Origin of the sequence: Blautia luti, assembly GCF_013304735.1 — a bacterium.
In the GTDB taxonomy this organism is placed as follows: Bacteria; Bacillota; Clostridia; order Lachnospirales; family Lachnospiraceae; genus Blautia_A.
This window is the reverse complement of sequence record NZ_JAAITI010000008.1, coordinates 133,064-140,247: the sequence shown is the minus strand read 5'-3', so window position 1 is coordinate 140,247 and position 7,184 is coordinate 133,064. Positions and strand designations below refer to the sequence as shown.

Sequence of the window (7,184 nt, the reverse complement as noted above, 5' to 3'; positions counted from 1 at the left end):
CTAAAGATCTTCCCTCCCCCTGCATAGCAGGGGGTTTATTTTTACTGTCACACAATAAAAAACGCAGGCAAAGGAATTTATAGACTCCTTTGTCTGCGTTAATGAGTGGATTATATATGATTTTTTTGTGGAAGTCAAGCTGCCTGTGGAAAATTATCCATTTCATCTCTTCTGCTTCATCAGTTCACGCAAAGCTGCCAGAAAAATATCCAGCTCTTCATCTGTGCATTTGTTCATCAGCAGGTTGATTTCATTTACACGTTTTGCATGATCGGTAGACTGCGTTTCCATAAGCATGGCATCCATGGAAAAACTCAGTACATCCGCAAGGGAAAACAGTACGTCTACGGAAGGTTTCCTGTGTTCACTTTCGATGTGTTTCATATGCGTGGGACTGATATTGATCGCTTCTGCCAGCTGCTCCTGTGTCATCTTATTGTCCATTCTCGCCTGTCGGATCGTATCTCCTAATAATCCGTCCTTCATTTGTATTCCAACTCCTTTTTTGAAAAGGATACGTGGATAATTGAAGGTTGGAAATCATCTTTAAGAGATTTATTATTCCCCCAGAGAGATCTGTTTATTATCTGTCATCTACGATTTTCCGCTGCGCGGATCTGTACCAGAATAATAATTTCAAGTATTGGCATTGCAACTGCTGCAATGAGAATAAGCGGATTTGTGGATAATCCAAGAGTTTTCTGAATCCAGTCTGCTAGCGGCCGGATCATTGACTGCGTCAGGGATGAGGAAGCCCGGTAACCATAGCTGTACCCCAGGCCAGCCTCTTCAAACAGCTGTTCTATGTAAGATGAGAAATCATTTCCATATCCATACATACCATTGGTAATTCCACGGGCCGTTGCCGCAAGCGCCAGAGACCAGATAAGGGTCAGCAGTTTCCGGAAAGCAAGGAATCCCAGTCCAACCATGGAATAGATATAAGTTGAAATACCGTTTCTTCCCCCTTTAGCTGCTTTCGACAGATCTTCTACCGTTTTTCCCAGTGTTCCATAATAAGCCAGTGTAATCAGAACCACCACTAAACAGCCAATGGCCCAGCCGATCGCAATTCCCGTATCATAAGCCGCCCACGCAATTGCACCTCCCACTGTAACCGCCAAGCCAAGAAGTGTAATTCCTACAATTTTTATTATCATAATGACAAACACCATTGTAAATCCGGCGGAACTGGGGCTGTTGGTTTTTACGGAACTGTACGCCATCCAGATTCCGGCGCAGGTCAGAATACTGAAAATGCTGAAAAATATCTTGAATATGGAAAATCCGGAAAAAATATCATATACCAGAAGCAGCGAATACAAAATCGCAAATGCCAGAAACAGATTTCCGCCAATCACAGCCAAACCGTTTCCAGTGCCCTGTACAGCAACTGAACCACTGTTTCTGTACGTCCTTATCTGGCGCTGTCTCATCCAGCCCGGCTGTTCTGTCTTTCCCCAGAAAATGCTGTAAAACGTGTCACTCTCCTCAAGAAACATCAGAACAACACCCAGTATTATCAACATATCCAGAGAAGGGGAAAAGCTTGTAATTCCTATGGAATATCTGTAAAAAAACAGTATTCTGAATATGGAAATCCACTGTGTTAGCAATGAAAGAACTATGGAAGATCCTGTCATAATAAAAATTTTGGAGGAATTTTCCTGAAGATACTCTTCCTCCAGAAACAGGGCGCCGGCAACTGCAGCTCCCGCAACCAGCTCTATAATATTCCATCCAGAAAAATAATATCCCATACTCAGCTGCACCAGACAGAGCAAAATTCTTCCAACTGTACTGGAAACGCCGTAAATAATTACATACATCCACTCTCTGTGATATGCATAAACAATAACCATTCCTGTTGCAAATGCCTCCAGAAGCTGCAAAAGCCAGGAAAACGGAAAATAAATTCCTGCTGCATAAGTAATCCAGGTAAGCTGAAATGGAAGAATTGCAATAAGAAGTGCAATAATATTCAGGCTGGTCAGATTCTTTGCTCTTTGTTTTTCATTTGTTGTATCCATACAATCTCTTCTTTCTTTTTCATACATTCTGTCTTCATCAGGAAGATTAAAAATTTTCTCTCTGACCCTTAATCAGATATCCTTATAATAGGATGGCGAAATTACATCATACTCTCTGCAGGAACAGCCATTTTCATAACTGTCACAACAGTCACAGTTAGAACAATACATGTGGGCATCACTGATATAGAATAATCCGCCATACTGCATGGACGTCCGCTGATTTTTGGATTTCTTTTTGCTGTTATCATAGTACGCTCCGTTGGGGATCATCATGTTCTCCGGGGAAAAACCGCTGAAGTCAAAGAAATGGGATTCTGTTCCATGATGAGGTACCTTGATACACCAGTAATGCTCATGAAGCGGAATCTTTCCATCGTAGTTCTCTACAATCATCTTCATATACTGTGGCTGTACGTCACCGGTAAACAGAAGGTTCAGTTCACCATCGCTGGTATTCTGGAATGCCAGGCTGATCTTATGACGGAACTGCCGCAGGGAATGCCCCTGTTTTTCCGCACTTTCCAGAAGTGCCTGAAATTCTTCTGTCGCCTGTAATTCACGGAATTTCTTTTCCAGCTTTTCCGGTCTGAGACGGCGCATTTTTTCTTTTTCAACATCTTCCAAAGCTTTCTCTTCGCTGTCAAACTCCAATTTTATCTGCGTATGCTCCGCAGAAGATTCTCCGTTCTCCTGCTGTTCTGTAACTTTCTCCTCATCCTCGTCTGCCGATGAAAGTCCGGCTTCTTTTTTATCTTCTGTCATGGACAGAAACAGCTCTCTCACTTCCTCCGCAATGTTCACAAGCTCTGTCATCGCGTTTTCGTGATTCTCGATCAGGGAATTAAATACCTCCTCAGTCTCCCGGCTGACTTCACTGACATCCGGCCAGAGTGCTGTATACTTTCCCTCAAACTCAGAGCCTCTGGATAACAGGTCGATCTTTACTTTTCTGGCGCAAAGGGCTTCTGCCAGGGCAAAAAGGCTCACACGTCTTCCCGGAAGGCTGGCTTTTTTTGTCACATCCGCAAGGAGCAGAAGTGCCAGTGTGTATTTCATTTCCGGACCGGAAAACACATCAGGAAGATAGATTTTTTCAAATTCGTAGGCATCTCTCCGATAACGCATCATATAAAGAAGTCCGGAAACATGATCCGGATGAAAATGTGTCAGAAGAAGATTTTTTTTGCGGATGGTGGTAAGGTCTGAGATGATCACGTCAAAAACTTCTCTGCGCGGCCGTCCTTCGATCTTGCTGTTGGCTGCCCCGAAATCCACAAGCAGGCTGCTTTTTCTGTCACGAATGCAGAAACAGTCCCCGAATCCTACATTGTACATTCGTATTCTCATTTGTTTTTCCTCTCTCAGAACCAGATCTGCATATCATACCAGGTTGCTCCGCCGTGGCAGGAATCTGCAACGCCCAGTTTCTTCAGTCCGTGGCTCTCATAGAATGGAATCATATGCTCCTTACAGGTAAGGATCAGGGCTTTTTTTCCACGCTCTTTCGCAAGGTTCTTGAAGTATTCCACAAGTTCTCCGGCGATTCCCTGATGACGGTATTCTGGGATCACGTTCAGTCCGAATACGGTCTGGATCTCTCCGTCTTTTTTGTGAAGAGTGATATCATGATAAAATTCGTCCGGAAGTACCGGTTTATCTGTGGTTCCTCCGTTGATAAATCCTACGATCTGATCGTTCTTTACCGCTACTACAAAGTTCTCCGGGAATGCTCCCATACGGTTCACAACGTCCTCATGGCTTGCTGCTTCCGCAGGTGGGAAACAGATTGCCTCGATTTCTGCCAGACGGTCTGCCTCCTTTGGATCTGCCAGTCTGATCTGTAAATTTTCTGCCATTTTTTGTGGTCTCCTCTATATTATTTATTCCGTTTTCATTCGGTTTTGGTTCTTTTTTAATTATATCGGGTGAGGGAAAATGCGTCAACGTGTAACATACAAAAAAGCCCTCAGTATTCGCACTACTGAGGACTTCGTTCTTTTGTTTTTATCTGTCATTATCACAGCACCGACCGGATCAGCTGCTCCGTATACTCTGTCTTCGGATGCTCAATGATCTCTTCCGGTGTCCCTTCCTCTTCCACATGTCCGTCATGCATCACGATCACCCGGTCGCAGAACAGCTGGACAAGGGCCAGGTCATGGCAGATAAAAAGAAAGGATAGCTGGTTTTCTTTTTTTAACTTCTGAAGCAGCTCCATGATCTGTTTCTGCACAGTCACATCCAGGGCGCTGGTTGCTTCATCACAGATCAGCACTCTGGGTTCCACAGCCAGGGCTCTGGCAATAGCCGCTCTCTGGCACTCCCCTCCGCTGACCTGATGGGGATACCGATCTGCATATTCCGGAGTCAGTCCGCAGGTAAGAAGAAGTTTTTCCACACGGTTCCTGGTTTCCTTCTTACTTATCCCCATATTCCGGAGACTTTCCCCGATTCCGTCCCCAAGAGTGCATCTGGGGTCAAAGGATTCTGCCGGTGTCTGAAAAATCATCTGCATTTCCCGGTAGATTTCCCGGAGATTTTTTCCCCTTGCATGTGTGATATCCTTTTCCATGAGAAAAATTTCTCCGGCGGTGGGTTCTGTCAGATGTGTGATCATCTTCGCCACAGTGCTTTTTCCTGAGCCGGATTCACCTACGATTCCTAATACTTCCCCCGTTTTCAGAGAAAAGCTTACGTCTTCTACAGCCGTGAAGGATTTTTTACCGGTGATGAAGCTTTTTTTCAAATGATGCACTTCCAGAATGTTTTTGTTTTCTGCCATCATCTGCCTCCATTTCCGGTGCCTGTACGTTTCAGACGAGGTACCGAACTCATAAGCTCTTTTGTATAGGGATCCTCCGGAGCTGTCAGAACCTGAGCTGTTTTTCCGTATTCCCTCACCTTTCCGTTTTTCAGTACCAGAACCTTATCTGCCATTTTTTCCACCACACCGATGTTGTGTGTGACAACGATCATGGCTGTTCCGTATTCCTCACGCATCAGCAGCATTTCCTCAACTACCTGTTTCTGTATGGTTACATCCAGGGCACTGGTAGGCTCATCTGCCAGAAGAAGCGACGGATTCTGCAGCATGGAAATACAGATTCCCACACGCTGATTCATGCCGCCGGACAATTCAAAGGGATAGCTTTGCAAAACACGTTCCCCATCCTTGAGGCCAATCTTAGCCATCATCCGGACGGCACGCTCCGCACATTCCTTACGGCTGATCCTTTCATGCTCCCGCATACTCTCATAGATCTGATCGCCTACGGTGCGGATGGGACAAAGGGCTGCTCCTGAATCCTGAAAGACCATGGCGATCTCAGGACCCAGAAGTCTGCGTAATTCTTTTTCCGGCATATCCACCACATTTTTTCCTTTGTACCAGATATCCCCTTCTGTCACCATGCCTTCATTTCCCAGAAGTCCCATGATTGCCTTGATAATGGTACTTTTTCCGCTTCCGGATTCACCTACCACACCCAGGATCTCCCCTTTATTTAGTTCCAGATCCACATCACGTACAACCGGCTCTCCGTTGTAGCAGATCGTCACATGCTCAAGCTTCAACAATGACTCCATCTTATTTCACTTCCAGATCTGCCGTGATCTCGTAATAATCACATGGATGAGCAGTCAGCCCTGATACATTTGACTTTGACACAAGTCCCATATTCAGATGAGAAACAAAGAAATACGCATCATCATCCAGAATGGTCTGCTGTGCTTCCACAGCAAGCTTACCTCTCTCATCTGTATCAAAGGTCTCATGCAGCTTCGCTACGATATCATCAACATCCGAATTGCTGTATTTGCCATAATTTTTGGCAGCGTCAGATACAACTGTACTTGTGAAGAAATATTCCGGATCACCGGTAGGTGCAGTTGTAAGTGAGCTTACATATACATCAAATTCTCCGTTCTTCGCATACGTCGCATGATCTGCTGTATTGTTAACATTGACCTCAATTCCGATGTCCTTTAAAGTGGACTGTGCATATTCTGCAAGCTTAGGCTGTTCCAGACGGGTTGGATAGGTCAGCCATGTGATGGACAGCTTCTTTCCGTCCTTATCTGCATAGCCATCTCCATCCGTATCTGTCCATCCGGATTCTTCCAGAAGCTTTTTCGCCTCTTCCGGATCATAGGACGGTGCCTTTACTGCATCGTTTCCATAGGAAAAGCTGCTTGGGAAGGCTCCCACTGCCGGAACACCTCGTCCCTCCATGATCACACTGCAGAAGCCGTCCTTATCGATTCCCATCTCAATGGCTTTTCTCACATTCTGATCCTGCATCAGCTCGGATTCCATATTAAATTGTCCGAAGAAACAACGGCTTGTTGCTACAGAGCTGATCTGATAGTCCGGATTTCCGTCAAAAAGTGCATAGTTATCATACTGAAGTCCATAGGTTCCCTGTATATCGCCTGTCTGCAATGCCGCTGTCAGAGCACTTCCGTCTGAGAAGGATTTTACGATAACGTTGTCTACCTTTACATCTCCGCCCCAGTAATCCTCATTTTTTACCAGCTTAATCTCTGTTGGAGATACCTCTGTTGCAACATAAGGGCCTGTTCCTGCCACATTTGCAGAGCCGCCCTCTCCCTGTACGCCATAATCCATATCAATGATAGCACCATATGGATCACCGAGATAATTGATCAGTGCCGGACATGGTTCGGAAGTATGGATCGTTACTGTCATTCCATCTGCTTCGATCTTATCGATCTTCATATCGTAAGGTGCACGGTCATGGTTTGCGATCAGATCCTCCAGGCATTCCTTTACCGCTTCTCCGTCCATGGTTCTTCCGCTGGAAAATTTCACACCATCACGAAGGGTGATCTTTACTGTATTATCATCTGTAAATTCATAGTCTGTAGCAAGCCATGGCTCTACCTCCATGTTGTCATTGTACTTAAACAGTGTTTCTCCTACGCCATAACGAAGACAGCTCCATCCGGAATAATTGTCGTGAGGGTTTAATCCTGCATCTCCCATTTCTTCACTATATCCGGTAGTTCCGTAAACAAAGGTAGTTCCTTCACTCTTTTCTTTGCTTTTTGCTGCTGCCGAAACTCCTGTCATGCTCATGACCATTGCCGCTGCAAGCACTGCTGCCAGAATCTTTTTCTTCATAATCTCCG

Annotated in this window: 7 protein-coding genes; all 7 read right to left on the bottom strand. The window is 45.2% G+C overall.

Features of this window, described 5'->3' with window-relative positions; translation table 11 throughout:
• Positions 1–162 precede the first annotated feature (162 nt).
• The gene (locus tag G5B06_RS06795) at positions 163–486 is read right to left on the bottom strand and encodes a helix-turn-helix domain-containing protein (RefSeq protein ID WP_148446028.1); all 324 of its coding nucleotides are present in this window, start codon (positions 484–486) and stop codon (positions 163–165) included.
• Positions 487–590: 104 nt separating this feature from the next.
• A complete protein-coding gene (locus G5B06_RS06790; protein WP_173762921.1) occupies positions 591–2,030 on the bottom strand; it encodes a hypothetical protein in 1,440 nt (479 codons plus the stop codon).
• A gap of 72 nt (positions 2,031–2,102) precedes the next feature.
• The gene (locus G5B06_RS06785; RefSeq protein WP_243278937.1) at positions 2,103–3,380 is read right to left on the bottom strand and encodes an MBL fold metallo-hydrolase; all 1,278 of its coding nucleotides are present in this window, start codon (positions 3,378–3,380) and stop codon (positions 2,103–2,105) included.
• A 14-nt stretch (positions 3,381–3,394) separates the two neighbouring features.
• On the bottom strand, positions 3,395–3,889 hold the full coding sequence (locus G5B06_RS06780; RefSeq protein WP_173722330.1) for a GNAT family N-acetyltransferase: 495 nt from the start codon (positions 3,887–3,889) through the stop codon (positions 3,395–3,397).
• A gap of 161 nt (positions 3,890–4,050) precedes the next feature.
• Entirely contained in the window at positions 4,051–4,815 is a 765-nt protein-coding gene (locus tag G5B06_RS06775; RefSeq protein WP_114001506.1) for an ABC transporter ATP-binding protein, read from the bottom strand.
• On the bottom strand, positions 4,815–5,618 hold the full coding sequence (locus tag G5B06_RS06770) for an ABC transporter ATP-binding protein (RefSeq protein ID WP_148446036.1): 804 nt from the start codon (positions 5,616–5,618) through the stop codon (positions 4,815–4,817). Before G5B06_RS06770 ends, G5B06_RS06775 begins: the two co-directional genes overlap by 1 nt.
• 1 nt (position 5,619) lies before the next feature.
• Positions 5,620–7,176: an ABC transporter substrate-binding protein gene (locus G5B06_RS06765; protein ID WP_173722333.1), complete on the bottom strand. Its 1,557-nt coding sequence runs from the start codon at positions 7,174–7,176 to the stop codon at positions 5,620–5,622.
• Positions 7,177–7,184 lie beyond the last annotated feature (8 nt).